Annotated in this window: 17 protein-coding genes, 1 tRNA gene and 1 other annotated feature; of the genes, 5 read left to right on the top strand and 13 right to left on the bottom strand. The window is 65.2% G+C overall.

The window, feature by feature from the left end:
• Nucleotides 1-3: 3 nt before the first annotated feature.
• Nucleotides 4-1,238 (top strand): IS3 family transposase gene (locus AC1IQ6_RS07380; protein ID WP_485864893.1). Its coding sequence is split into 2 segments (ribosomal slippage): nt 4-283 and nt 283-1,238, totalling 1,236 coding nucleotides; the frame shifts between segments, so codons are not numbered across the junction.
• Nucleotides 282-398 (top strand) — a sequence feature (AL1L pseudoknot). (Overlaps the previous gene by 117 nt.)
• A gap of 1,783 nt (nt 1,239-3,021) precedes the next feature.
• On the opposite strand, the gene AC1IQ6_RS07375 is transcribed toward AC1IQ6_RS07380, so the two are convergent.
• Nucleotides 3,022-3,098: transfer RNA gene (locus AC1IQ6_RS07375), tRNA-Pro, on the bottom strand.
• 178 nt (nt 3,099-3,276) lie between these two features.
• On the opposite strand from AC1IQ6_RS07375, the gene AC1IQ6_RS07370 reads away from it, so the two are divergent.
• Complete coding sequence (locus AC1IQ6_RS07370) at nt 3,277-4,626, top strand: MFS transporter (RefSeq protein WP_209165782.1); 1,350 nt, start codon at nt 3,277-3,279, stop codon at nt 4,624-4,626.
• Nucleotides 4,627-4,683: 57 nt separating this feature from the next.
• Here AC1IQ6_RS07370 and pstB read toward each other — a convergent pair whose 3' ends face one another.
• The 5 genes from pstB to ppk1 form a co-directional block, all read right to left on the bottom strand.
• Nucleotides 4,684-5,460 carry a phosphate ABC transporter ATP-binding protein PstB gene (gene pstB / locus AC1IQ6_RS07365; RefSeq protein ID WP_102773556.1) on the bottom strand — a complete coding sequence of 259 codons (777 nt, stop codon included), beginning with the start codon at nt 5,458-5,460 and terminating at the stop codon, nt 4,684-4,686.
• Nucleotides 5,461-5,508: 48 nt separating this feature from the next.
• Nucleotides 5,509-6,363, bottom strand: a complete 855-nt coding sequence (gene pstA, locus AC1IQ6_RS07360) for a phosphate ABC transporter permease PstA (RefSeq protein ID WP_102773557.1) — start codon at nt 6,361-6,363, stop codon at nt 5,509-5,511.
• Nucleotides 6,364-6,389: 26 nt separating this feature from the next.
• Nucleotides 6,390-7,406 (bottom strand): phosphate ABC transporter permease subunit PstC, encoded by a 1,017-nt coding sequence (gene pstC / locus AC1IQ6_RS07355; RefSeq protein ID WP_102773558.1) that lies wholly within the window; start codon nt 7,404-7,406, stop codon nt 6,390-6,392.
• A gap of 166 nt (nt 7,407-7,572) precedes the next feature.
• Nucleotides 7,573-8,613: a phosphate ABC transporter substrate-binding protein PstS gene (gene pstS / locus AC1IQ6_RS07350; protein ID WP_102773559.1), complete on the bottom strand. Its 1,041-nt coding sequence runs from the start codon at nt 8,611-8,613 to the stop codon at nt 7,573-7,575.
• Nucleotides 8,614-8,908: 295 nt separating this feature from the next.
• Nucleotides 8,909-10,984, bottom strand: a complete 2,076-nt coding sequence (ppk1, locus tag AC1IQ6_RS07345) for a polyphosphate kinase 1 (protein WP_485866068.1) — start codon at nt 10,982-10,984, stop codon at nt 8,909-8,911.
• A 221-nt stretch (nt 10,985-11,205) separates the two neighbouring features.
• Here ppk1 and ppx point away from each other — a divergent pair, with 221 nt between their 5' ends.
• On the top strand, nt 11,206-12,693 hold the full coding sequence (ppx, locus tag AC1IQ6_RS07340; RefSeq protein WP_102773561.1) for an exopolyphosphatase: 1,488 nt from the start codon (nt 11,206-11,208) through the stop codon (nt 12,691-12,693).
• A 159-nt stretch (nt 12,694-12,852) separates the two neighbouring features.
• Here the strand turns inward: ppx and AC1IQ6_RS07335 are convergent, their stop codons facing one another.
• The 5 genes from AC1IQ6_RS07335 to AC1IQ6_RS07315 all read right to left on the bottom strand — a co-directional run bounded on the left by AC1IQ6_RS07335 (nt 12,853) and on the right by AC1IQ6_RS07315 (nt 18,809).
• On the bottom strand, nt 12,853-13,656 hold the full coding sequence (locus AC1IQ6_RS07335) for a GNAT family N-acetyltransferase (protein WP_102773562.1): 804 nt from the start codon (nt 13,654-13,656) through the stop codon (nt 12,853-12,855).
• Between the two features lie 225 nt (nt 13,657-13,881).
• Nucleotides 13,882-15,225: a phosphoglucosamine mutase gene (gene glmM, locus AC1IQ6_RS07330; protein WP_102773563.1), complete on the bottom strand. Its 1,344-nt coding sequence runs from the start codon at nt 15,223-15,225 to the stop codon at nt 13,882-13,884.
• Nucleotides 15,222-16,067: a dihydropteroate synthase gene (gene folP / locus AC1IQ6_RS07325; protein ID WP_102773564.1), complete on the bottom strand. Its 846-nt coding sequence runs from the start codon at nt 16,065-16,067 to the stop codon at nt 15,222-15,224. The genes glmM and folP overlap by 4 nt, the downstream gene beginning before the upstream one ends.
• A gap of 18 nt (nt 16,068-16,085) precedes the next feature.
• Nucleotides 16,086-17,972: an ATP-dependent zinc metalloprotease FtsH gene (gene ftsH / locus AC1IQ6_RS07320; RefSeq protein ID WP_102773565.1), complete on the bottom strand. Its 1,887-nt coding sequence runs from the start codon at nt 17,970-17,972 to the stop codon at nt 16,086-16,088.
• A gap of 204 nt (nt 17,973-18,176) precedes the next feature.
• Entirely contained in the window at nt 18,177-18,809 is a 633-nt protein-coding gene (locus AC1IQ6_RS07315; protein ID WP_485866067.1) for an RlmE family RNA methyltransferase, read from the bottom strand.
• An 18-nt stretch (nt 18,810-18,827) separates the two neighbouring features.
• Here AC1IQ6_RS07315 and AC1IQ6_RS07310 point away from each other — a divergent pair, with 18 nt between their 5' ends.
• A complete protein-coding gene (locus AC1IQ6_RS07310; RefSeq protein ID WP_102773567.1) occupies nt 18,828-19,427 on the top strand; it encodes a YhbY family RNA-binding protein in 600 nt (199 codons plus the stop codon).
• Between the two features lie 130 nt (nt 19,428-19,557).
• Here AC1IQ6_RS07310 and greA read toward each other — a convergent pair whose 3' ends face one another.
• Entirely contained in the window at nt 19,558-20,034 is a 477-nt protein-coding gene (gene greA, locus AC1IQ6_RS07305; RefSeq protein WP_102773568.1) for a transcription elongation factor GreA, read from the bottom strand.
• Between the two features lie 573 nt (nt 20,035-20,607).
• Between greA and AC1IQ6_RS07300 the strand changes: the two genes are divergently transcribed.
• Nucleotides 20,608-22,203: a methyl-accepting chemotaxis protein gene (locus AC1IQ6_RS07300; protein WP_485866066.1), complete on the top strand. Its 1,596-nt coding sequence runs from the start codon at nt 20,608-20,610 to the stop codon at nt 22,201-22,203.
• Here AC1IQ6_RS07300 and AC1IQ6_RS07295 read toward each other — a convergent pair.
• Nucleotides 22,200-23,513 (bottom strand): solute carrier family 23 protein, encoded by a 1,314-nt coding sequence (locus tag AC1IQ6_RS07295; RefSeq protein ID WP_111825602.1) that lies wholly within the window; start codon nt 23,511-23,513, stop codon nt 22,200-22,202. The two genes, AC1IQ6_RS07300 and AC1IQ6_RS07295, sit on opposite strands and share 4 nt — an antisense overlap.
• Nucleotides 23,514-23,626: the final 113 nt, after the last annotated feature.

Raw genomic sequence — 23,626 nt, 5'->3', positions numbered from 1 at the left:
GCCATGAGCAAGAACAACAAGTTTTCCCCTGAGGTACGTGAACGCGCGGTGCGCCTGGTCCAGGAGCATCGTGATGAGTACCGGTCGCTGTGGGCGGCTGTCGAGTCTATTGCACCGAAGATCGGCTGCACACCGACGACCCTACTGGATTGGATTAAGCGATCGGAAGTCAACAACGGGACCCGCCCCGGCGTAACGACAGAAGAGCGCGAACGTCTCAAGGCGTTAGAGAAGGAGAACCGCGAATTGCGCCGAGCCAACGAGATTCTGAAGTCGGCGAGCGCTTTTTTCGCCCAGGCGGCGCTCGACCGCGAACTGAAGAAGTAAACGCCTATCTCGATCAACACCGGGATCGATACGGGGTCGAGCCGATCTGCAAGGTGTTGCAGGTCGCCCCGTCAGCCTACAGGCGCTACGCCGCCCGGTGTCGGCAGCCGCAGCTGCGTAGTCAGCGCGCCCAGAAGGACGAACAACTGCGCCCTCAGATCTATAGGGTCTGGGAGCAGAACTTTCGCGTCTACGGTGCTCGGAAGGTCTGGAAGCAGATGAATCGCGAGAGCATTCGCGTGGCACGATGTACGGTCGAACGCCTGATGGGCGACCTGGGCATTGAAGGGGTGCGTCGTGGCAAGCGGGTTCGCACGACGGTGCCCGATAGCGCAGCGGCTTGCCCGCAAGATCTGGTCCGACGCCAATTCGAGGCGGACCGTCCGAACCGGCTCTGGGTAGCGGATTTCACCTACGTTTCCACTTGGCAAGGATGGCTGTATGTGGCCTTTATTATCGACGCTTATGCCAAACGGATTGTCGGCTGGCGCGCCTCCAGCAGCATGACGACGGACTTCGTTTTGGATGCGCTTGAGCAAGCTGTGTACGACCGTCGCCCCAGTCAGGCAGACGGCCTTATTCATCATTCGGATCGCGGGTCGCAATACGTGTCCATTCGCTATTCCGAGCGCCTGGGTGAAGCCGGCATCAATCCGTCTGTCGGCAACACTGGAAGTGCATACGACAACGCGCTGGCCGAGACGATCAATGGTCTCTACAAAACGGAAGTGATTCACCGCAGGACACCCTGGAAAACCAAGGCCGCTGTGGAGCTCGCCACGTTGGAATGGGTGTCTTGGTTCAACCACCAACGCTTGCTAGGATCGATCGGCGACATCCCGCCGGCCGAGGCCGAAGCGCGTTACTATCGACAACTTGCAGCACCGGCTGCGGAACCTGTTTTACTTTAATCAAACAGCCTCCGCGATTCCCGGTGTGATTCACAACAGCGTCTGCGCCGCTGTCTGACCTGATAAGCCACAATAGGCCGGACCAATTCCAGATGGGGCGCCCTCGTAGATGCAGTGATGGCCCTTAGACGCGTCCACAGCCCGCATGAGCGATCGAAACACCTCGGGTGAGGGGGGTAGCAGCCACTTTAGAGTCATTGCAGCCCAGAGCGCGTTCTGCGCGGTCTCGTGCTCTGTTTCTGAAACGCGAGTCGAATCTCCGAGTTTTTGCCTTGCAGGGTCTAGAAGAAGGTTGGCGCCGTGCAAAAGAAAGTGGGCAAGTCGGAAGGTGTGGCCAGAGTCCTGTATTGCACAATCCAACGACTTCACTCGCTAGAACGTGAGACCGCCGAGCCAGCCTTCCCTTCTGTTCATGGCAAGAATCAATGCCCACCGGGGCGCCAAGCTTCCCCGCACATTCGGAATATTTGATAGGGGATTTTTATAGGGTGTTTGAAACGGGCTTTGACTGATGGCGTCAACACTTGATCTCTACGCCAGCCAAGCACTCCGGATCTGTTCGATGGTCCACAACTGGACAGCCGCCCCGCCCCTCGCCCACTGTCAGTGAAGCTGGAACGATCAACGGTTGATGATGTTCCAGACGTACGTGACTAGGATGGCAACTGTCCGGCGCCGGCGTCTCAAGGTGGGAGTTATTTTTGCAACGCCACGAGCCGGACTCTTTTGACTGGGAACTGTTTGCCAGGCCGAGATACTCAAATACCCTGTCGGCAATTCAAGCCACTAACTTCTCCGCGACATGAACCGCGCTTGGTCCAGCCATTGCCGACCTTTTTGCTGCGACCCACGTTCCGTGTTTCTGAGCATTAATCGCGCCCCACGCTCCTTCGGTGCAGCAGGATCCACCAAGGCCGCCCCCCCCCCACGATTCACAAGTGCGGACGGTTGCGGCGGGGTGAAATCTACGGACCTGCGGACAAGTTTCAGCGCCTCATGCGCGGGATCGCGGCCAGCCCGGGGTCGACTCAGCGAAATAATCTGTTAGCCGCCTGAAAGACTCCGTGTCCCTGTCGCAGCCATTCAGACATTGCGCTGGCAACGCCTACTTCCATTGTCGAAAGGGCACCCCTCGTATCAGTACTAGGTTAAAGGATGCCCTATCCCCTCATTCCCGTACTAGGCCAAGTCTCCGCAGTTCGGGTCGGATAGACCGTCGACTTTGATTTCTCTCAGCGCAGCTCAGAGCGCATTTGACACTGAGGTGTGCAGTATGGTCTCAGTGCAATGCACACAGCACATGCAGAGTACAGGCCGCGACGCTTTAAAAGTCCAACCGCGGAAGACCGGTCCACAGCACCGCTCGGCATTTGGTCCGCTAACGAATAACGCCGCGAGGATGGAAGGGCCGAGGGGTCGTAACGATTCAACTGTCGCGTGGTGCCGCCGATGCTCTGCGACCTGGGCTCGGAACTCTCGCTTTGCTGCCCCAGCAACACAGCCTCAGATGAAGGGGTTTGGCCTGCCCCAAGCGCAACAGTCCCCAGAGCCCACCCAATTGGCCTGATGAGCCCAAAGTGCAGCGAGCTGCCGGCCCCCCCAATCAAGCAGAGACCCGGCAAGTCCCGAGAAGGGTTATTGCTACCGAGTGCACATCCTTGCCTTGATGCCGTCTGAACTTGCTCACCGCCAACTGCAAGTTCGTTGTCCCATATGTTGTCCCATAAGCCAAGCAAAGAAAAAGGGTTAGCTCAACGACATTGAGCTAACCCTTTGATTTTACTGGTCGGGGCGGCGGGATTCGAACTCGCGACCCTCTGCTCCCAAAGCAGATGCGCTACCAGGCTGCGCTACGCCCCGAAGGGTGGCAACTATACCAGATACTGAGGGGCCGGCCCATGACGGCGGCCGGTCCGTGATCCTCCATTTCCTGATTGACACCTATATATTTGAAGCCTAAATTAAATACGGCTTCCGACGCCGTGGGACGACCGCGTGCGCCGCTGGCGCGATTCTATAAACACGCATCGGGAAACACATGGCAAACGCCTCCGCTCCATCCGCCTGGGCCACGCCCGCGCGGACCACTCATACCGTTCTCTTCGTCTGCTGGCTGGCCATTCTGTTCGAAGGCTATGACGTGGGCGTGATGGGGGCCGTGCTGCCGGCCTTGGCCGAGGACAAGAACTGGGCGCTCAGCCCGATGCAGTTGGGGGTGCTGGGCAGCTACGCGCTGGCCGGGATGTTCGTGGGGTCGTTCGCGGTGGGCACGCTGAGCGATCTGCTGGGCCGCCGGCGCATGCTGCTGGCCTGCGTGACGCTGTTTTCGCTGACGATGATAGGCGCGGCATGGGCGCCCACGCCGGGCTGGTTCGGGCTGTTCCGTTTCATCGGCGGGCTGGGGCTGGGCGGGGTGATTCCCGCCGCGGCGGCGCTGACCATCGAGTATTCGCCGCCGGCCAAACGCGGCTTCAATTACGGCGTGATGTATTCGGGCTATTCGCTGGGCATTCTGTGTTCGGCGGCGGTGGCGATGGCGCTGCTCAGCCACTGGGGCTGGCGCGCGGTGATCGCGGTGGGCGCCCTGCCCCTGCTGCTGGTGCCGCTGCTGGCGCGGCTGTTGCCGGAGTCGCTGGAGTACCTGCTGGCCAAGGGCGACGAGGCCGGCGCGCGGGCGCAGGCGCAGCGCCTGGGCATCGCATCGCTGGACGCGTTCCGTCCGCAGGCGGCCGGTTCGAAGGCCACGTGGCGCGACGTGATGACGGCGGTGTTCGCGCCGCGCCAGCTGCGCGCCACGCTGTGCTTCTGGGTGGCGCTGTTCCTGGGCATGATGCTGGTGTATGGCTTGAACACGTGGCTGCCGCAGATCATGCGCAAGAACGGGTATGACCTGGGGTCCAGCATTTCCTTCCTGCTGGTGTTCAGCCTGGCCTCGGCCATCGGCGGCCTGGTGCTCGGGCAGTTCGCCGACAAGACCGAGCCGCGCCGGATCGTGGCGCTGTTCTATCTGGCCGGCGCCGCCGGCATTTATTGCCTGACCTACAACAATCCGCTGGCGGTGAATTATCTGTGGGTGGCGCTGGCCGGCGTGGGCAGCATTTCCTCGTCGCTGATCCTGACCGGTTATCTGGCGGGTTACTACCCCGCCCATGCGCGCGGCGCCGCCACCGGCTGGGCGCTGTCGTTCGCCCGCATCGGCGCCATGAGCGGCCCCATCGTGGGCGGCTATCTGGCCGCGCTGCAGCTGCCGCTGGCCTGGAATTTCATCGCGTTCTCCAGCGCGGCCGTGCTGGCGGCGGTGTGCGTGATCCTGATCCCGCGCCGCCATGCCGAAGCGCCCCGGGAACAGGCCGCGGGCGCCGCCGCGCGGGCGCTGCAGCGGCAGTAGGACGCGAAAAGCAAAACGGCGCGCCAGCGGCGCGCCGTATGCGGACTGCTGCGCCGCTCAGCCGAAACGGCCGGTGATGTAGTCTTCGGTTTCCTTGCGCGCGGGCTTGACGAAGATCTGGTCGGTCTGGCCGAATTCCATCAGCTCGCCCAGATACATGTAGGCGGTGAAGTCCGAGCAGCGGGCCGCCTGCTGCATGTTGTGGGTGACGATGACGACGGTGTAGTCGTTCTTGAGTTCGGCGATCAGCTCTTCGATCTTGGCGGTGGAAATCGGGTCCAGCGCCGAGCACGGCTCGTCGAGCAGCAGCACTTCGGGCTTGATGGCCACGCCGCGCGCGATACACAGGCGCTGCTGCTGGCCGCCCGACAGGCTGTTGCCGTTCTGGTGCAGCTTGTCCTTGACTTCGTTCCACAGCGCGGCCTTGCTCAGGGCCCATTCCACGCGCTCGTCCATCTCGCCCTTGGACAGGCGCTCGAACAGGCGCACGCCGAAAGCGATGTTGTCGTAGATGCTCATGGGGAACGGCGTGGGCTTCTGGAACACCATGCCGACCTTGGCGCGGATCAGCGAGATGTCGGTCTTGGCGGTCAGCAGGTTCTCGCCGTCGAGGATGATCTCGCCCTCGGCGCGCTGGCCGGGGTAGAGCTCGAACATGCGGTTGAAGGTGCGCAGCAGCGTGGACTTGCCGCAGCCCGAGGGACCGATGAAGGCGGTGACCTTCTTCTCCTGGATCGACATGTTCACATTGCGGATCGCATGGAACTTGCCGTAGTAGAAGTTCAGGTTCTTGACCTCGATCTTGTTCTTGACGGCGGTAGCGGTGTTTTCCATTTGGTTTCCCTTGCCGCCGGCGCGCGCCGCGCGCCGGCATGGCGATCTTTACTTGCGGAACATGTTGCGGGCAATGATGTTGATGCCCAGCACCAGCAGCGTGATCAGCGTGGCCCCGGCCCAGGCCAGGTCGTTCCAGTCCTTGAAGGGGCTGGCGGCGTATTGGTAGATGACGACCGGCAGGTTGGCCATCGGCCCGTTCATGTTGAAGGACATGAACTGGTTGGACAGCGCGGTGAACAGCAGCGGCGCGGTCTCGCCCGAGATGCGGGCGATGGCCAGCAGCACGCCGGTGATGATGCCGGTCTTGGCGGCGCGATAGCACACCAGGGTGATCATGCGCCACTTGGGACAGCCAAGCGCGGCCGCGGCCTCGCGCAGGCTGTTGGGCACCAGCAGCAGCATGTTGTCGGTGGTGCGCACCACCACCGGAATCACCAGGATGGACAGCGCCAGCGAGCCGGCCCAGCCGGAGTAATGGCCCACCTGCGCCACGTACACGGCGTAGATGAAGAGACCGATGATGATGGACGGGGCCGACAGCAGCACGTCGTTCAGGAAGCGCGTGGCCGGCGCCAGCCAGCCGCGCTGGCCGTATTCGGCCAGGTAGGTGCCGGCCAGGATGCCGACGGGCGTGCCGATCAGCGTGCCCACGCCGGCCATGGCGATGCTGCCGAAGATGGCGTTGACCAGGCCGCCGGCCTGTCCGGGCGGCGGCGTGATTTCGGTGAAGAGCGCCAGCGACAGCGCCGGCGCGCCCTTGGTCAGCAGGGTCAGAATGATCCAGAACAGCCAGAACAGCCCGAAGGTCAGCGTGCCCAGCGAGATGGTGAGCATCACGCGATTGACCACGCGGCGCCGGCGATAGATGCCGTTCTGCATGTTGAGTACGGATACAGCCATGATGTTTTCCTTGTGCTCGCGGCGCGTCAGGTTTTCTTGCCTTCGTTGGCCGACAGGCGCACCAGCAGCATCTTGGCCAGGGCCAGCACGATCGTCGTGATCAGGAACAGGATCAGGCCCAGTTCCAGCAGCGCGGACTTCTGGATGCCGCCGGCTTCGTTGAATTCATTGGCCAGGGCCGAGGCGATGGAGTTACCGGGGGAGAACAGCGAGCCGGACCACTTGAATGCGTTGCCGATGACGAAGGTCACGGCCATGGTCTCGCCCAGCGCGCGTCCCAGGCCCAGCATGATGCCGCCGATGACGCCGGATTTGGTGAAAGGCAGCACGACGCGCCACATGACTTCCCAGGTGGTGCTGCCCAGGCCGTAGGCCGATTCCTTGAGCATGGTGGGCACCAGTTCGAACACGTCGCGCATGACCGCGGCGATGAACGGGATAATCATGATCGAGAGGATCAGGCCCGCCGTGAAGATGCCGATGCCGAACGGCGGGCCGGCGAAGATGCCGCCGATCACGGGCAGTTCGCCCAGGGTGGCGATAAGAAACGGCTGCACGTACTGCTGAAAAACAGGGACAAATACGAACAGGCCCCACATGCCATAGATGATGGAGGGGATGGCCGCCAGCATTTCGACCGCGGTGCCCAGCGGGCGGCGCAGCCAGGTCGGCGACAGTTCGGTCAGGAAGATGGCGATGCCGAACGACACGGGCACGGCGATGATGAGCGCGATGGCCGAGGTCAGCAGCGTGCCGATGATGGGCACCACGGCGCCGTAGTTCTGGTTGACGGGGTCCCAGTCGTTGAGCCACAGGAACGACAGGCCGTACTTGGCCAGCGACTCGCGGCTGCCGTAGATCAGGGAGACCATGATCGCCGCCAGCAGGATGAACACCAGAAAGGCGAACAGGCGCGTCAGGTTCTTGAATAGCGCATCCATCAGCGCGTTGTTGTTTTGCTTCATAGGCGAAGGCGTGCCGGTAGTCACGGAGTCCGCCACGCTGGGCGGAAGCGGCACACTATTATCCATTACCGCGCTCATGGATGGACTTTCCTTGGAAAGCTGAGGGAGAAACTAGGGGTTTACGGCGGACCGCCCCGGGATTCCTGTTGGGGAATTTCGGGGCGGTCCTGATGGCTTACGCGCGGCGGGGAGCGGAGTTCCTGATTATGGGATCTCGCGCTACACCCATCCTGCGGTCGCCCGTTTACTTCCAGACGGGCTTGCCGTCGGCGGTCTTGACTTCGCCCCAGGCGGCGCGGATTTCCTTGGTGACGGCTTCCGGCAGCGGCACGTAGTCCATCGCTTCGGCCGACTTGGCGCCGTTCTTGAAGGCCCAGTCGAAGAAGTCCAGCACGGCCTTGCCCTGCACCGGCTTGTCCTGGGTCTTGTGGACCAGGATGAAGGTGGCGGCGGTGACGGGCCACGATTCGGCGCCCGGCTCGTCGGTCAGCACCACGCCCATGCCCGGCGCGCTCTTCCAGTCGGCGTTGGCGGCCGCGGCGGCGAAGGCTTTTTGCTCGGGCTGGACGAACTTGCCGTCCTTGTTCTGCAGCTGGGTCCAGGCCAGCTTGTTCTGCTTGGCGTAGGCGTATTCGACGTAGCCGATCGAGTTCTTCAGCTGGCCGACGTAGGCGGCCACGCCTTCGTTGCCCTTGCCGCCCTGGCCCACCGGCCACTTGACGGCCTTGCCCTCGCCGACCTGCGACTTCCAGTCAGGCGACACCTTGGACAGGTAGTTGGTCCAGCCGAAGGTGGTGCCCGAGCCGTCCGAACGGTGCACGACGATGATGTCGGCCGACGGCAGCTTGAGGTCGGGGTTCAGCGCCTTGATGGCGGCGTCGTCCCACTTCTTGACCTTGCCCAGGAAGATGTCGGCCAGGACCTTGCCCGACAGCTTCAGTTCGCCCGGCTTCACGCCGTCGATGTTGACCACGGCCACGGTGCCGCCGATGACGGCCGGGAACTGCAGCAGGCCGTTCTTTTCCAGGTCGGCCGCCTTCATGGGGTCGTCCGAGGCGCCGAAGTCCACGGTCTTGGCGATGATCTGCTGCTGGCCGCCGCCGGAACCGATGGACTGGTAGTTGACCGCGTTATTGGTGGCGGCCTTGTAGTCGGACGCCCACTTGGCGTAGATCGGGTACGGGAACGATGCGCCGGCGCCGGTCACGTCGGCGGCCTGGACGGCGAAGACGGCGGCGCTCAGCGCGACGCCCAGGGAAACTTGCTTGAAGACACGTTTGAACATCTGGGTTCCTTCTGTGCTCGTTGGAGGAGTCTGGCAGGCTTGTTACTGCCCGTCTTTCAGCGACCCCCGCATCTTAGAAGCCCAACATGACAGGATAGTGACAGTCATGATCCCCCCCCCGAGGCGCTGCGCGCCTCCCCCCCAGGGGGGCGCCGGAGCGGACCGGCGGAGCCGGATCCGCCCGGCCTGGATGGGCGTTGACGAGGGTGCCTCGAGATCGAGCCGTGCGCGGGGGCGGTCTTGGGGACGGCCCGGGTTTGGGGCGCCGGCGCGCTTCGGGGCGGCGCGCTGGGGGTTACACGCCCAGTTTCTGCATCAGGTACTGATGCAGATTGAAGGGCTCGCGGCGGCTTTTGACTCGGGCGTAGTCGCCGTCGGCTTGCTGCTGCCAGGCCAGCTGGTTGTCGCGCAGGGCGTAGGTGAAGGCCTCGTCGATGACGCGCTTTTTCAGGGCCTTGTCGTAGATCGGGAACGCGATTTCCACGCGGCGGAAGAAATTGCGGTCCATCCAGTCGGCCGAGGACAGGTAGACCGTTTCCTGGCCTTCGGCGAAGAAATAGAAAACCCGCGAGTGTTCGAGGAATCGGCCAACGATGGAGCGCACCCGGATGTTCTCGGACAGGCCGGGCACACCGGCGCGCAGCGCGCATACGCCGCGCACGATGAGGTCGATCTTCACGCCGGCCTGGCCCGCCTTGTAGAGTTCCTCGATGATCTGCTCTTCCAGCAGCGAGTTCATCTTGGCCATGATGCGGGCGCGCTTGCCGGCCTTGGCGGCGCGCGCCTCGGCGCGGATCAGGGCGACCATGCCGTCGTGCATGGTGAAGGGCGACTGCATCAGCGCCTTGAGCGCGCGCCGCGCGCCCAGGCCGGTCAGCTGCGCGAAGACCTTGTCCATGTCCTCGCACAGGCGCGGATCGGCGGTCAGCAGGCCGAAATCGGTGTACAGGCGGGCGGTGCGCGGATGGTAGTTGCCGGTGCCCAGGTGGGCGTAGCGGCGCAGCCGCCCTTTCTCGCGGCGCAGGACCACGGCCATCTTGGCGTGGGTCTTGTGCGCCACCACGCCGTAGACCACGTGGGCGCCCACCTCTTCGAGCTTGGAGGCCCAGTTGATGTTGGTCTGCTCGTCGAAGCGCGCCATCAGCTCCACCACCACCGTCACTTCCTTGCCGGCGCGGGCCGCGGCCAGCAGGATCTTCATCAGCTCGGAGTCCTCGCCGGTGCGGTAGATGGTCTGCTTGATGGCCATCACGTCGGGGTCGAGCGCGGCGGCGGTGAGGAAGTCGATGACCGGCTGGAACGACTGGTAGGGATGGTGCAGGAGCCGGTCCTGCTGGGCGACGGCCTCGAACAGTTCGGAGGGCTTGTCGCCGACCCGGTCGAACGGCGCCGGCACGGGCGCGCGGTATTCCGGAAACAGCAGGTCGGGCCGCGAGTCGGAGTTGCACAGCTGCATCAGGCGCGACAGGTTGACCGGGCCGGGCACGCGGTAGGTGTCCTCGGGCTTGAGCGAGAACTCGCGCTGCAGAAAGGTTTCGAGCTCGACCGGGGTGAGCTTGTCGATCTCCAGGCGCACGGCGGCGCCGAAATTGCGCTGCGACAGTTCGCCCTGCAGGGCATGGCGCAGGTTGGTGACTTCTTCCTCGTCGACGAACAGGTCGCTGTTGCGCGTGACCCGCCACTGATAGCAGCCCAGCATCTCCAGGCCCGGAAACAGCTCGCCGACGAAGGCCCGCAGCAACGAGGTCAGCAGGATGTAGCCTTCCGGATAGCCGGACAGCTCCTGCGGCATCTTGATCAGGCGCGGCAGCGCCCGCGGGGCCTGCACCACGGCGATGGAGGCCTGGCGCCCGAAGGCGTCCGCGCCCGAGAGCGAGACGATGAAGTTCAGGCTTTTGTTGTAGACGCGCGGAAACGGGTGCGCCGGGTCCAGCCCGATGGGGGTCAGAAGCGGCATCACGTCGCGGTTGAACACTTCGCGCGCCCACTCCTGCTGCTGCGCGTTCCATTCGGAGGCATGGTGCAGCGTGATCCCCTCGGCGTGCATGGCCGGCAGGATCTGGTCATTGAGCAGGTTGTACTGGCGGCCGACCAGCTCGTGGACGGCCTGCTGCACGTGCTCGAAGGCCTCGTCCGGCGTCATGCCGTCCGGCCCCACCAGGTTCGGCGACTGGCGCTGCTGCTCTTTGAGGCTGGAAATCCGGATTTCGAAGAACTCGTCCAGGTTGGAACTGACGATGCAGACGTAGCGCAACCGTTCCAGCAGGGGCGTCTTGGGGTCCTCCGCCATCGCCAGCACGCGTTCGTTGAACTTCAGCAGCGACAGCTCGCGGTTCATGAGCAGGGGCTCGGCGGGAGGGCGTGAGGGCATACCGGATTCCATACGTAGGGGGGACGTGGAGTTTTACTGCAAAAAAGTGACGGTTCCATGACACCACGCTAAAAGCGTAGCGTACGCCAAAACCGGGACACATAGATAAGCCGCCGACACGTCCAAGCCCCTGTTCCGTAAGAAAAAATCCGCGCCGCGGGGCGCTGTCATATGGGGTCTCTATAATCGGACCACCTCACAGCCTATATTTCACGAGCCGCATGGATCAACTTCTGGCCGCGGTGGACCTCGGGTCCAACAGTTTCCGCCTCTCAATCGGGCGCATCGTTCAGCAGGACGGTACGCTCCAGATCTATCAGATCGATCGCCTCAAGGAAACCGTCCGGCTCGCGGCCGGCCTGGACGCCGAAAAGCGGCTCGGCGACGACGCCATCGACCGGGCCATCGCCGTGCTGGAGCGCTTCGGCGACCGCCTGCGCAGCTTCCACCCCAACCGCGTGCGCGCCGTCGCCACCAACACCTTCCGCGTGGCGCGCAATACCCGCGACTTCCTGCCCCGGGCCGAGGCCGCGCTGGGCTTTCCCATCGAAGTCATCGCCGGGCGCGAAGAGGCCCGCCTGATCTTCTCCGGGGTGGTCCACACCCTGCCCCCCTCGCCCAACAAGCGCCTGGTCATCGACATCGGCGGCGGCTCCACCGAGGTCATCATCGGCAAGGGGCACGAACCCTCGCTGATGTCCTCGCTCTATATGGGCTGCGTCAGCTACAGCCGGCAGTTCTTTTCGGACGGCGTGGTCGACGCGCACCAGATGAAGCAGGCCGAGCTGGCCGCGCGGCGCGAGATCGAGGTCATCGCCAAGCAGTACCGCAAGATGGGCTGGAAGGAGGCCTACGGGTCCTCGGGCACGGCCAAAGCGCTGTTCGCCATCCTGACCGAAAGCCGTTTTTCCGACCGCGGCATCACGCGCGCGGGGCTGACCAAGCTGAAAGACCGCATCGTGCGCTCGGGTCGGGTGATTCCGTCCGAGTTGCCGGGCATCAAGATCGAGCGCGCCGACGTGCTGCCGGGCGGCCTGGCCATCATGAGCGCGCTGTTCGACGAACTGGGCATCGAAGTCATGCACACCGGCGACGGCGCGCTGCGCCTGGGCGTGCTGTACGACCTGCTGGGCCGCGACGACGAGCACGACAAGCGCGACGAGTCGGTGCGCCAGTTCATGAAGCGCTACCACGTGGACCTGAACCAGGCCCGCCGGGTGCGCCAGGCGGCGCTGACCCTGTTCGACGCGCTGTTCCCGGACGGCCAGGAGCGCGCCGAATTGCGCCCGGCGCTGGGCTGGGCGGCCGACCTGCACGAAGTGGGCCTGTCGATCGCCCACAACGCGTATCACAAGCACACCGCCTACGTGCTGGAAAACGCCGACATGCCGGGCTTTTCGCGCGCCGACCAACAGTTGCTGGCGCTGTTGGCGCTGGGCCACCAGGGCAAGCTGACCAAGCTGGAGCCGCTTGTGCGCTCGCGGCCGCAATGGAAGGCCATCCTGAGCCTGCGCCTGGCGGTGCTGCTGTTCCGCCGCCGCAACGAGATCGAGCCGCTGCCGCTGACGGCGTCGGTGCGCGACAACTCCATCGTGGTGCGGGTCAACCGCGAATGGCTGGCCCAGCACCCCTTGAGCGACTTCACGCTGCGCGCCGAAGAGGCCGAATGGAACAAGGTGGGGTTTTCGTTCGAGCTGCTGGAATTCTAGGCAGCCCGTGTCCTGCCCGCGGTTGGGCAGAACACTAGAACGGGGACAGGTTGGTTTCGCGCTCCAGCCGCTTCAATTCCATGCGCAGGGGCCGCGTCACCCGCCTCACCAGCCTGATCGTCATTCGGCGGAAAAGGCGGCGGACGCGGTGCATGGCGATCAGCGCTCGGTGGCGAGGGCCGGCTGGTCCAGGCCGAAATGGCGGCGGTAGCGCTCGTCCATGCGGCCCATCTTGAGCAGGACCGGGAAGTCGGCCGCGTTGAAATCCGGGTCCCAGGCGGGTTCGCCGCAGACCTTGGCGCCCAGCTTCAGGTAGCCCTTGATCAGCGGCGGCACGCGCGCCGGCAAGGTGCTGTTGAGCTTTTCGACGGGATAGCGGTGCAGCGGCTTGACGCGCGGCTCGCCGTCTTGCGGCAGGTGCTTGGCGATGGTGCGCCAGACCTCGGCGGCGGTGACGCCGTCATCGCGCAGGCTGACGCTGGCGCAGCCCAGCACGTATTCGTAACCGCCGCGGCGCAGGTATTCCGCCAGGCCGGACCACAGCAGCATGATGACGCCGCCGCCGCGGTAGTCGGCATGGGTGCAAGAGCGGCCGACTTCGACCAGTTCATCGCGGATCGGGCCCAGGCCGGAGAGGTCGAACTCGGACTCCGAGTAGTAACCGCCCGCCTCGCGCGCCTTTTCGGGCGTCATGATGCGGTAGGTGCCCACCACCCGGCCCGTATCCAGCTCGCGGACCATGAGGTGTTCGCAATAGGGGTCGAAACGGTCGTGCTCGACGCCGTCCTGGGCGTCGGGGAACACCGCGCCCATGTCCTCGGTGAAGACGTCGTAGCGCAGGCGTTGAATCTGCTCGATTTCTTCAGCGGTGCGCGCCAAGCCCACCACCAGCACCTTGGCGGCGGCACCGGTCCAAGGCTCTGCAGCATTACGGGTCGGGTTGATGCGTGCTAATTCCAGCATTGCGGGAAGCTCCTAGAGAGTCCAGCCAGTGTGGACGCCCTGTATGTCAAAGACTTGACCAATATGTTACGTGACTATGAAGTTTAGTTCGCTGCAGATCCATACACTTTAGGCAGATCTCGACAATTCTTTACAAATATATGCCGTTTGAGTATGGCAAAGGCCACCCGCCATATGCCGGGTGGCCTTGGTTTTCGTCTGAATTGATCCGGATCAGGAAAGCGCTTATCCCAGACTGGCGGCAAGTTTCTCGGCGCAGGAGACGGCCAGCGCCTCGTCCTCGGCCTCGACCATCAGGCGCAGCTTGGGCTCGGTGCCCGAGGCGCGGATGAGGATGCGGCCGCGGCCGTTCAGTTCCGCCTCGACCGCCTTGCGCGCCGCGCTCAGGCCGGCGTGGGTTTTCCAGTCCAGGCCGGGCGCCAGCGGCACGTTGATCATTTTCTGGGGATACATGCGCAGGTCACTGACCCACTGCGCCAGCCCGACCGAGTTGCGGCGCAGCGCGGTCAGGACCTGGAGCGCGGCGACGATGCCGTCGCCGGTGGAATGGCAGTCCAGGCACAGCAGGTGGCCGGAGCTTTCGCCGCCGTAGAGCCAGCCGCGCGCCTGCATCTGCTCCAGCACGTAGCGGTCGCCCACGTTGGCGCGCTCGAAACCCACGCCCAGGCGCTGCATTTCGCGCTCGAAGCCGAAGTTGGTCATCAGCGTGCCGACCACGCCGTCGACCTTGCCGCGCTGCATGCGCTCGCGGACGATGGCGTACATGAGCTCGTCGCCGTTATAGATGCGGCCGTCGCCGTCGACCATCTGCAGGCGGTCGGCGTCGCCGTCGAGCGCGATGCCCAGGTGGGCGCCGCGCGCCTTGACTTCCTTGGCCAGCAGTTCGGGATGCAGCGCGCCCACGCCCTTGTTGATGTTGAAGCCGTCGGGGTGCACGCCGATGGCGTGGACCTCGGCGCCCAGCTCGCGGAACACGTGGGGAGCGATGTTGTAGGCGGCGCCGTGGGCGGCGTCGACCACGATGGTCATCCCGTTGAGATCCAGGTCGTTGGGGAAGGTGCTCTTGCAGAATTCGATGTAGCGGCCCTGCGCGTCGCCCATGCGGCGCGCGCGTCCCAGCGCTTCGGAGGCCACACAGCCCAGCGGCTCGTCGAGCGCGGCCTCGATGTCGGCCTCGATGTCGTCGGGCAGCTTCATGCCCTGGGCCGAGAAGAACTTGATGCCGTTGTCGTGGTAGGGGTTGTGCGAGGCGCTGATGACGATGCCGGCCACCAGGCGCAGGGCGCGGGTCAGGTACGCCACGGCCGGCGTCGGCACCGGGCCGGCCAGCAGCACGTCGATGCCCGCGGCCGACAGGCCGGCTTCGAGCGCGGATTCCAGCATGTAGCCGGAGATCCGGGTGTCCTTGCCGATCACGACCTGCGGGCGGCTGCCGCCGCGCACGGCGTGCTCGCGCGCCAGCACCCGGCCTGCCGCGTAGCCCAGGCGCAGCGCGAATTCCGCGTTGACCACCGGGCCGCCTACCTCGCCGCGCACGCCGTCGGTGCCGAAATATTTGCGTCGAATCATGAAGTGAGTGCTCCTTGTTCTGCCGCGTGCCATACCTTGAGCGCGTCCACGGTGGCGGCCACATCGTGCACCCGCACGATGGAAGCGCCCCGCGCCACGCAGGCCAGCGCCGCGGCGATGCTGCCGGGCAACCTGTCGTCCACCGGCCGGCCAGTGGCCTGGCCGATCATGGATTTGCGCGACAGGCCGATCAGCAATGGATAGCCGATGCTGCGCAGACCGGAGAGCCGGCGCAGCAGTTGAAAGTTCTGGTCGCCGGTCTTGCCGAAGCCGAAGCCGGGATCGAGCACGATGCGGCGGGGGTCGACCCAGGCCGCGCGCAGCTTGTGCGCGCGCGCCCCCAGAAAAATCCCGATTTCGCCGATCAGGTCGGAGTATTCGGGCGGGCTTGCCTGCATGGTGCGGGGTTCGCCCTTCATGTGCATCACGCACAGCCCGCAGCGCGATTGCGCCACCGCCTCGACGGCGCCGGGCTGGCGAAAGCCATAGATGTCGTTGATCATGTCCGCGCCCGCGTCCAGCACCGCGCGCATGACTTCGGGCTTGAACGTGTCGATCGACAGCGGCACGCCGCAGTCGCGCAGCGCCTCGATCACCGGCAGCAGCCGGGCCAGTTCGTCGTCGGCCGAGACCGGATCGGCCCCGGGGCGCGTGGATTCGCCGCCCAGGTCCAGGATCTGGGCGCCTTCTGCGATCAGCTGGCGCGCGTGCGCCACCGCGGAATCGGTATCGTCGTGCTGGCCGCCGTCGGAAAAGGAGTCCGGCGTGACGTTGACGATACCCATGACAAGCGGGCGCTCGAGATCGAACTCGAAGCGCCCGCAAAGGAAGTTATTTGCCATAACTCAGGACGAAAGCCCTCAGACGGCAGCTGCCGTGTTGCCGCCGGCGGCCAGGCCGGTGGGGGGCGTGTCGGAGGTGTCCGACGGCCCCGAGGGGGTCTTCGGGGGACGCGGAGGACGGCCCTCGATGATGTCGTCGATCTGGTCGGCGTCGATGGTTTCCCATTCGAGCAGCGCGGCGGTCATGGCCTCGACCTTGTCACGGTTGTCTTCCAGGATCTTGCGCGCGACGCCGTACTGCTCGTCGATGATGCGGCGGATCTCGGTGTCCACCTTCTGCATGGTGGCTTCGGACATGTGGGTGGTCTTGGTGACGCTGCGGCCCAGGAAGACCTCGCCTTCGTTCTCGGCATAGACCATGGGACCCAGCTCGTCGGTCATGCCGTAGCGCGTGACGATGTCGCGGGCGATGGCGGTGGCGCGTTCGAAGTCGTTCGAGGCGCCCGTCGTCATCTGGTCCATGAAGAGTTCTTCGGCGATGCGGCCGCCGAACAGCACGGCGATGGTCGAGAGCAGGCGGCCCTTGTCCATGCTGTAGCGGTCGGTCTCGGGCAGCTGCATGGTCACGCCCAGCGCGCGGCCGCGCGGGATGATGGTGACCTTGTGGACCGGGTCGGTCTTGGGCAGCATGCGCGCGACGATGGCGTGGCCGGACTCGTGGTACGCGGTGTTCTTGCGCTCCTCTTCGGGCATGACGATGGAGCGGCGCTCGGCGCCCATGATGATCTTGTCCTTGGCCTTTTCGAAGTCGGACATGTCCACCGTGCGGCCATTGCGGCGAGCGGCGAACAGCGCGGCCTCGTTGACCAGGTTGGCCAGGTCGGCGCCCGAGAAGCCCGGCGTGCCGCGCGCCAGGACGGTGGCGTCGACGTTGGGCGACAGCGGGACCTTGCGCATGTGGACCTTGAGGATCTGCTCGCGACCGCGGATGTCGGGCAGCGGCACCACGACCTGGCGGTCGAAGCGGCCCGGACGCAGCAGCGCCGGGTCGAGCACGTCCGGACGGTTGGTGGCGGCGATCACGATGACGCCCTGGCCGGATTCGAAGCCGTCCATTTCCACCAGCATCTGGTTCAGGGTCTGTTCGCGTTCGTCGTTGCCGCCGCCCAGGCCGGCGCCGCGCTGGCGGCCCACCGCATCGATTTCGTCGATGAAGATGATGCAGGGCGCGTGCTTCTTGGCGTTCTCGAACATGTCGCGCACGCGGGCCGCGCCCACGCCGACGAACATTTCAACGAAGTCCGAACCCGAGATGCTGAAGAACGGCACCTTGGCTTCGCCGGCGATGGCCTTGGCCAGCAGCGTCTTGCCGGTGCCGGGCGAGCCGACCATCAGCACGCCGCGCGGGATGCGTCCGCCCAGCTTCTGGAACTTGCTGGGGTCGCGCAGGAAGTCGACCAGTTCCTGGACGTCTTCCTTGGCCTCGTCGCAGCCGGCGACGTCCGCGAAGGTGATCTGGTTGGTGTTTTCGTCGAGCATGCGGGCGCGCGATTTGCCGAAGCTGAATGCCCCGCCCCGGCCGCCACCCTGCATCTGCCGCATGAAGAACACCCATACGCCGATCAGCAGCAGCATGGGGAACCACGAGACGAAGATGCTCATCAGCAGCGATTGCTCTTCGCGCGGCTTGCCGGAGACCTGCACGCCGTACTTCAGCAGATCGGAGACCATCCAGAGGTCGCCGGGCGAAGTCAGGGTGTAGGCGCGGCCCGCGTCGGGCGTGACGTACAGCACGTCGCCCTGGACGTCGACCTTGCGGATGCGTCCCGCCTTGGCGTCGTCCATGAACTGCGTGTAGGTCACGCCATCCTGTGTCTGTGTGCGTCCGTCGAACTGTTTGAAGACGGTGAACAGCACCAGGGCTATCACCATCCAGACAGCGACTTTCGAAAATGAATTATTCAAGGTCGATCTCCTGCATTCGATTCCGACCGGCGACCGCGCACCCGCATATGGCACAGTCACAAGTATGTCAATGGCCCATTCTAACCTGTCAGGCATTTTGCGTCCTGACGTGGCGCGGGACTCTGTTGGTTTCGTCTGATTAGTGGATTTTCTCGGTCGTAGTCTCGGCGGGCGATGGGTTTTCCGGGGTCCGGCCAGGCCGGGTTATTTCAGATCGCGCGCAACCAGAAAGGTTTCAGAGGACTTGTCCCGGGACGCCTTCGGCTTGCGTTCGACCACCCGCTTGAAGCGCTGCTTGTAGGACTGCACGATCTGCGAAAAGCCGCTGCCGTGGAAGGCCTTGACGATCAGCGCCCCGTTGGGCTTGAGATGGGAGCAGGCGAATTCCATCGCCAGTTCGCACACGTGCTGGATACGCGCCGAATCGGCGCTCCCCACGCCTGACAAGTTGGGGGCCATGTCGGAAATAACAAGGTCCACCGCGTGCGGTCCGACCAGGTCTTCCAATTGTTTCAAAACGTCATCCTCGCGGAAGTCGCCCTGGATGAATTCGACCCCCGCCACCGGCTCCATCGGCAGCAGGTCCAGCGCGATGATGCGCCCGTCGACCACGCCGCCCGGCCCCGCCAGGCGCTCGCGCGCCACCTGCGACCAGCTGCCCGGGGCCGAACCCAGGTCCACGACCAGGTCGCCGCGGCGCATCAGTTTTTCGGTTTCCAGGATCTCGATCAATTTGAAGGCGGCGCGGGCCCGGTAGCCCTTCTGTTGCGCCAGCTTCACATAGGGATCGTTGATGTGCTGGTGAATCCAGTCTTTGGAGAATTTATTCTTGGCCATTACCGTACAATTCCACGCATGCCTATATTAGAACTTACCTCTCGTGAGCGCAGCGACCTTCGGTCCGCCGCTCACCCTCTGCGCCCCGTCGTCCTGATCGGCGACAATGGCCTGACCGAAGCCGTGCTCAAGGAAATCGACCTCGCGCTGACTTCGCACGGCCTCATCAAGGTGCGCGCCGGCGGCGAGGACCGCGAGGCCCGCGACGCCATGCTGTCGACCATCTGCGACACGCTGTCGTGCGCCCCGGTCCACCACCTCGGCAAGACCCTGATCCTGTTCCGCCCGCTGGCCGGCAATATCAAGCCCGCCGCCCTGGCCGCCCAGGAACCCGAACGTCCCGCCAAGCGCCGCGCCTCCGAGCCGCATACGCCCAAGAAGCTGGCCGCCGAAGGCAAGACCCTGGCCAAGCGCCCGCGCCGCAGCGAATCCGAGGAACCCAAGCCCAAGACGCGCTTCGTTCCGGCCGATCAGCTCAACAAGAACGGCAAACCCATGCGTCCCAGCACCAAGAAGGCCTCGGCCAGCGGCCACGGCATTCCGCGCCGCGCCGGCAGCGCGCTCAGCCTGCGGGCCGGAGCCCGTAGCGGCACCAGCCGCCGTACGGCGAAACGCTGAACGCAGGCACAAAAACGGGCGCTTTACGCGCCCGGCCCACCATAGCTGCCCGCATCGAACCGCGGAATCCATGCGTACAGCACGGCGCTGACTATGGTGTTTTGATGGTTTCCTGCTAACTACTGCGGCGTCAGATGTAACGCACGCCCAACACTTCATACTCGCGAACGCCAGCCGGGGCCTTGACCTCGACCACGTCGCCTTCGCTCTTGCCGATCAGCGCGCGGGCCACCGGGCTCGACACGGAGATCAGGTTCGCCTTGATGTCGGCTTCGACGTCGCCGACGATCTGGTACGTCACGCGATCGCCCGAATCCAGGTCCTCGATCTCGACGGTTGCGCCGAATACGGCGCGACCTTCGGCCTCGAGGGCGGTGGGGTCGATCAGATGGGCATTGGAAAGCGTGCCTTCAAGCTCAGCAATCCGGCCCTCGATAAAGCCTTGGCGCTCGCGAGCTGCGTCGTACTCGGCGTTTTCCGACAGATCGCCCTGGGCACGCGCCTCGGCGATAGCGTTAATCACGGCGGGACGTTCCACGGTTTTCAGCCGCTGGAGCTCTTCTTGCAAGCGCTCGGCCCCGCGCACGGTCAAAGGAATGGCAGACATGTCGTTTCCCAAACAAAAGAAGAAAACGCCCCGAAGGAGCGTTCTCGGTGAAGGCCGCAAAACGCGCGCCCGTGCCGTCGGGACTTCTTGACGGCGGCGCGGCAAACGACCAAAACAAAACCCCGGCTCGGGTCGGAACCGGGGCAATCAAGGTCATATTGTGGGCAAAGTCCACCGGAATTGCAAGCCGGCGGAGAAACCGTCGTTTTCGGCGGATTTCGATGCCGTAACCGTCCGAAAACGTGATTTTTTTCCAATGTCCTTGCGCAAACGCAAACCGGCCGCGCATGCCGGCCCAAAACATGGCGGATGCGGCGGCCGACGGGAAAAACGACTGGAAAAAGACAGCTGAATCGGTTTAAAAATACAAATTGTCGAATTATTAACAAATTCATACATATGGGTCCGGATCGGTTCTTTTTCTGTGCGCCCGCCTCGGCCGGCCGCAGCCATCCCTGTCACTTCCGATGTAGGTAGCGGCGGGCGCCATGCGCGGCCCGCCCGCCCCGCCGTCGCGGACGGCCCGGCCCGCCGCCGGGCGCCGCGCAATGCACTGAGGAAGGAGAAACACCCATGCTTGAAAATTTGACGGTCCGCACCGGAATGCTGCTGGTGCTGGGCAGCTTCGTGATCGTCCTGACCCTGGCCAACGGCCTGGGCTGGACCAACGCCCAGCGCAGCGTCGCCGAGATCCGGGACTTGAACCACGTCGCGGTCGACCAGGTCGACCCGTTGTATCAGGCCGAGGCCGCCCTGCTGCGCACGCGGCTGGCGCTGAGCAGCGCCATGACAGCCCAACGGGTGGGCGCCGAGGACCAGGCCGGGCAGGCCGAGCAGCAGGCCATGGAGCACCTGGCGCTGGCGCGCGAGCGCTTCGCCCGCTATATCGACGTGCCCAGGAGCGGGCGCGACCAGGCCCTGGCGCAGGCGGTGCAGGGCCGCTTCTCGGAGTACGGCGCGGCGCTCGACGCGCTGAGGGCGGACGTGCGCGAACGCCTGCCCGCCAAGTACCAGGAAGACAAGGCATGGGCGCAGCGGGCCGACACCGGCTTCACCCAGGACATGCAGGCGTTCCTGGCATGGACCGCCGAACGCAGCGGCGGCGTGCTGGCCAGTTCCCAGCGCACCTACTCCACCGCGCAGATATCGGCCACCGCGCTGGTCGCCATCGGGGTGCTGCTGACGGTGCTGTGCTGGCTCTTCATCCGCTTTTCGGTGCTGCGGCCGCTGCGGCAGGCCGGCGGCTATTTCGACCGCATCGCGGCCGGCGACCTGACGACGCGCGTGCACAGCCGTTCCGACAACGAGATCGGCTGCCTCTACGCCGCGCTCAGGCGCATGCAGGAAGGCCTGACCCGCACGGTGACCGCGGTGCGCAAGGGGGTCGAGGAAATCAACGCGCGCGCCGCCGAGATCGCGGCCGGCAATGCCCACCTGTCGGTGCGCACCGAGCAGCAGGCGTCGGCGCTGCAGGAAACCGCCACCACCATGGAAGAGCTGGCGGCGACCGTCAAGCAGAACGCGCAGAGCGCCGCCCAGGCCAACCAGCTGGTGATGGACAGCATGGACGTGGCCGAACGCGGCGGCCAGAGCGTGGGCCGGGTGGTATCCACCATGCAGGACATCTCGGCCAGCTCGCGCAAGATCTCCGACATCGTCTCGGTGATAGACGGCATCGCGTTCCAGACCAACATCCTGGCGCTGAACGCGGCGGTGGAGGCGGCCCGCGCCGGCGAGCAGGGTAAGGGTTTCGCGGTGGTCGCCGGCGAGGTCCGCACGCTGGCCCAGCGCGCCGCGCTGGCGGCCAAGGAGATCAAGGCCCTGATCGAGGCCTCGGTGGCCACGGTGAGCGCCGGCTCGGCCCAGGTCGAGGCCGCCGGACGGACCATGCAGGAAATCGTGGGTTCGGTGCAGCGGGTGGCCTGCCTCATGGGCGAGATCTCCGCCGCCTCGGCCCAGCAGGCCAGCGGCATCGACCAGGTCGGCCTGGCGATCGCGCAGATGGACGAGGTCACCCACCAGAACGCGGCGCTGGTGCAGGAAGCCTCCGCCGCCGCCGCAGCGATGGAGGACCAGACGCGGCGCCTGGCCGAGGCCACCGCGGTGTTCAAGACATTGTCGGGCCAGGCGATCGACGTGACGCCGACCGCCCGGCTGGTGCCCGTCTAGGTCTTCCGGCGGCGCAGCAGCGCGTACAGGATGATGGCGCCGAAGGTGGCGGTGCCGATGCCGCCGAGGGTGAAGGTGCCCAGCTTGACGGTGAAGTCGCCCGCCCCCAGCACCAGCGTGACCGCGGCCACGATGAGGTTGCGGTTGTCGCTGAAGTCCACCTGGTTGACCACCCAGATGCGGGCGCCGGCGATGGCGATCAGGCCGAACACCACCACCGACATGCCGCCCAGCACCGGCGCGGGGATGGTCTGGATCAGCGCGCCGAACTTGGGCGAGAAGCCCAGCACGATGGCGATCAGGGCGGCCACCACGAAGACCAGGGTGGAATAGATGCGGGTCACGGCCATGACGCCGATGTTCTCGGCGTAGGTGGTGACGCCGGTGCCGCCCACCGCGCCCGACACCATGGTGGCGACCCCGTCGCCCACGAAGGCGCGGCCCAGGTAGCGGTCCAGGTCCTGCCCGGTCATGGCGCTGACCGCCTTCACGTGGCCGAGGTTTTCCGCCACCAGGATGATGGCGACCGGCACGATCAGGCCCATGGCCTCGGCCTTGAACACGGGCGCGGCGAACTGCGGCAGGCCGAACCAGGCGGCCGCGGACACCGCCGAAAAGTCTATCGGCTTGCCCAGGCCCAGGCCGTTGGCGAAGACGCCGTACACCACGCAGGCCAGGATCATGCCCACCAGGATGAGCAGGCGCTGCACCATGCCCTTGGTATAGACCGCGATGCCGCCGACGCAGAGGACGGTGACCAGCGCCATCGCGGTGTCGAAGCCCGAGGCCCCCATCGCGCCCTTGGCGGCGATGGGCGCCAGGTTCAGGCCGATCACGGCGACCACCGCGCCCGTGACCACCGGCGGCATCAGCGTGTCGATCCAGTTCGCGCCCGCGCCCGCGCGCGAGTTGGCGATCCAGACCAGCAGGCCGATCAGCGTATAGGCCAGGCCGCAGGCGATGATGGCGCCCAGCGCCACGCCGATATTGGCGTTGGGGCCGGCCCCGGCGTAGCCGGTGACCGCGATCACGCCGCCGATGAAGGCGAAGCTGGAACCCAGGTAGCTCGGCACCCGGCCGCCGACGAACAGGAAGAAGATCAGCGTTCCGATGCCCGACATCAGGATGGCGACGTTGGGATCGAAGCCCATCAGCAGCGGCGCCAGCACGGTGGACCCGAACATGGCGACGACGTGCTGGGCGCCCATGGCCACGTTCTTGGGCCAGGACAGCCTTTCGTCGGGCGCGATGATGACGCCGGGCTCGGCGTCGTCGGCCAGGCGCCAGCGCGGAAAGTAGGAATTGGACATGGATGCCCCGGGAAAGTGGTTCGAAGGGAGGATGGAGACTGCGAGCGGGCGCCAGTGTAAATGGGGCCGCGAACCACCCGCAACGTTTAAGTTCCGCGCGGCGATGCCGTATT

This window comes from Achromobacter sp. MUI-25009338 (genome assembly GCF_057359325.1).
The sequence above is the reverse complement of the archived record's forward strand: the minus strand, read 5'-3'. Positions and strand labels throughout refer to the sequence as shown.

Bases quoted from the DNA above. Each gene is read 5' to 3' on its own strand.
- AC1IQ6_RS07370 (WP_209165782.1), top strand. From the start codon at position 3,277: ATGGCAAACGCCTCCGCTCCATCCGCCTGGGCCACGCCCGCGCGGACC.
- pstB (WP_102773556.1), bottom strand. From the start codon at position 5,460: ATGGAAAACACCGCTACCGCCGTCAAGAACAAGATCGAGGTCAAGAAC.
- pstA (WP_102773557.1), bottom strand. From the start codon at position 6,363: ATGGCTGTATCCGTACTCAACATGCAGAACGGCATCTATCGCCGGCGC.
- pstC (WP_102773558.1), bottom strand. From the start codon at position 7,406: ATGAGCGCGGTAATGGATAATAGTGTGCCGCTTCCGCCCAGCGTGGCG.
- pstS (WP_102773559.1), bottom strand. From the start codon at position 8,613: ATGTTCAAACGTGTCTTCAAGCAAGTTTCCCTGGGCGTCGCGCTGAGC.
- ppk1 (WP_485866068.1), bottom strand. From the start codon at position 10,984: ATGCCCTCACGCCCTCCCGCCGAGCCCCTGCTCATGAACCGCGAGCTG.
- ppx (WP_102773561.1), top strand. From the start codon at position 11,206: ATGGATCAACTTCTGGCCGCGGTGGACCTCGGGTCCAACAGTTTCCGC.
- AC1IQ6_RS07335 (WP_102773562.1), bottom strand. From the start codon at position 13,656: ATGCTGGAATTAGCACGCATCAACCCGACCCGTAATGCTGCAGAGCCT.
- glmM (WP_102773563.1), bottom strand. From the start codon at position 15,225: ATGATTCGACGCAAATATTTCGGCACCGACGGCGTGCGCGGCGAGGTA.
- folP (WP_102773564.1), bottom strand. From the start codon at position 16,067: ATGGCAAATAACTTCCTTTGCGGGCGCTTCGAGTTCGATCTCGAGCGC.
- AC1IQ6_RS07315 (WP_485866067.1), bottom strand. From the start codon at position 18,809: ATGGCCAAGAATAAATTCTCCAAAGACTGGATTCACCAGCACATCAAC.
- AC1IQ6_RS07310 (WP_102773567.1), top strand. From the start codon at position 18,828: ATGCCTATATTAGAACTTACCTCTCGTGAGCGCAGCGACCTTCGGTCC.
- greA (WP_102773568.1), bottom strand. From the start codon at position 20,034: ATGTCTGCCATTCCTTTGACCGTGCGCGGGGCCGAGCGCTTGCAAGAA.
- AC1IQ6_RS07300 (WP_485866066.1), top strand. From the start codon at position 20,608: ATGCTTGAAAATTTGACGGTCCGCACCGGAATGCTGCTGGTGCTGGGC.
- AC1IQ6_RS07295 (WP_111825602.1), bottom strand. From the start codon at position 23,513: ATGTCCAATTCCTACTTTCCGCGCTGGCGCCTGGCCGACGACGCCGAG.